The sequence below is a fragment of the Psittacicella gerlachiana genome, assembly GCF_003585965.1.
Taxonomy (GTDB): domain Bacteria; phylum Pseudomonadota; class Gammaproteobacteria; order Enterobacterales; family Psittacicellaceae; genus Psittacicella; species Psittacicella gerlachiana.
Window position 1 is genome coordinate 1 of sequence record NZ_NRJF01000283.1, and the last position, 1,266, is coordinate 1,266.

1 protein-coding gene is annotated in these 1,266 nt (G+C 24.8%); it reads right to left on the bottom strand.

Annotated features, from left to right (window positions below):
• Nucleotides 1-326: 326 nt before the first annotated feature.
• Nucleotides 327-1,266, bottom strand: a 940-nt coding sequence (locus CKF59_RS07695) for a hypothetical protein (protein ID WP_222985722.1), incomplete at its 5' end; no start/stop codon positions are given.

Below are 1,266 nucleotides of genomic sequence, written 5' to 3' on the forward strand. Positions count from 1 at the left end.
TATTATAGCCGTAAGAAAAAATCTAAAACAACTAGTAAAATTACCTAAAAAGAGAATTACCTATAAAAAATGTACTAAAGTACTACATACGTTTACAATAAAGTTAGAATTTATAGTAATTAAATGGCTATAAATGCTAGATATAACTTTTGTAGTTATACCAAATACCTTTAAATAGTAGAACAAAAAATATATTGAAAGTACTTTCTTTAGAAATAAGTAATCAATAATACTGGTCATTGCTTACGGCTATAAATATTTTGGGAAATTAGGTTATAAAATTATTAATTTATCTAAACAATTAGAACTTATCTAGATTAGATGTTTTAATAAAATCCATTTTCATTCCTAAAATTAACATTAATTTTTTGAAGATATTCTTTCCTTTTTACAAAATTATCAGCAAGAGTATCCTGCTCTCTTTCATTCAAATCTAAGTAATTTACGATGTTATACACTAAATTTTCGAAAACATAGCAACTTTTTCTATTGACAACGTAATAGCTAGACACTATGATTAGTGCTAAAATTTGCTTATCTCCGATAAAACTAGGACTTTTTACTAATTTATTTAACTTAATAAAAGGATTTTCATTGAATTTTAGATTTATTCCGTTTAATCCATCTATAAAACAATCCTTTATTCTTGATTCTTGATAACCAGCTAATACTCTTTTATATTCATCAGCAAATATATGGTTGTAATACCCTTTAAAGTCAGCATTTAAAACTTGTAAGGCTAGAGGGAAAAATCTGCGATCCGAATTTATAGATTGATTTAGTGCTGCTCCTACAATATTTGCAATACACTCAAATTGCATCTTGACGTTAGACTCATTTTCTATAATCTTAGTTAAAAAATTATTTGCTTCATTTGTCTTAGTGCCAAAATTAAACTTAGAATTATTACTACCATAACTCTTTTGTTGATAACTATTACTTTTTTGACTAGTTTCTCTATCTGTACTTTGATTATTTGCTCCATTACTATTTTGTTTTATCTCTGTTTCATCATCAATAGATAAGCCAAAAATTTTCTTAATTATTAAAATAAATAAATATAAAAATCCCAATATTAGAGCAAGTACATTTACTATAACATTAGATAATATAATTGGAACTATAAATAGGAAAAGCAGTAAGAAGAAATAAAGTTCTGAATAGTAAAGCCCTAATGCAATTTCTCTTAACCATGGAACTAAAGCTACTATAATCCAAAAAATTACCATTATAAAAAAAATAATTCTTAGTGGAAGCATATATATT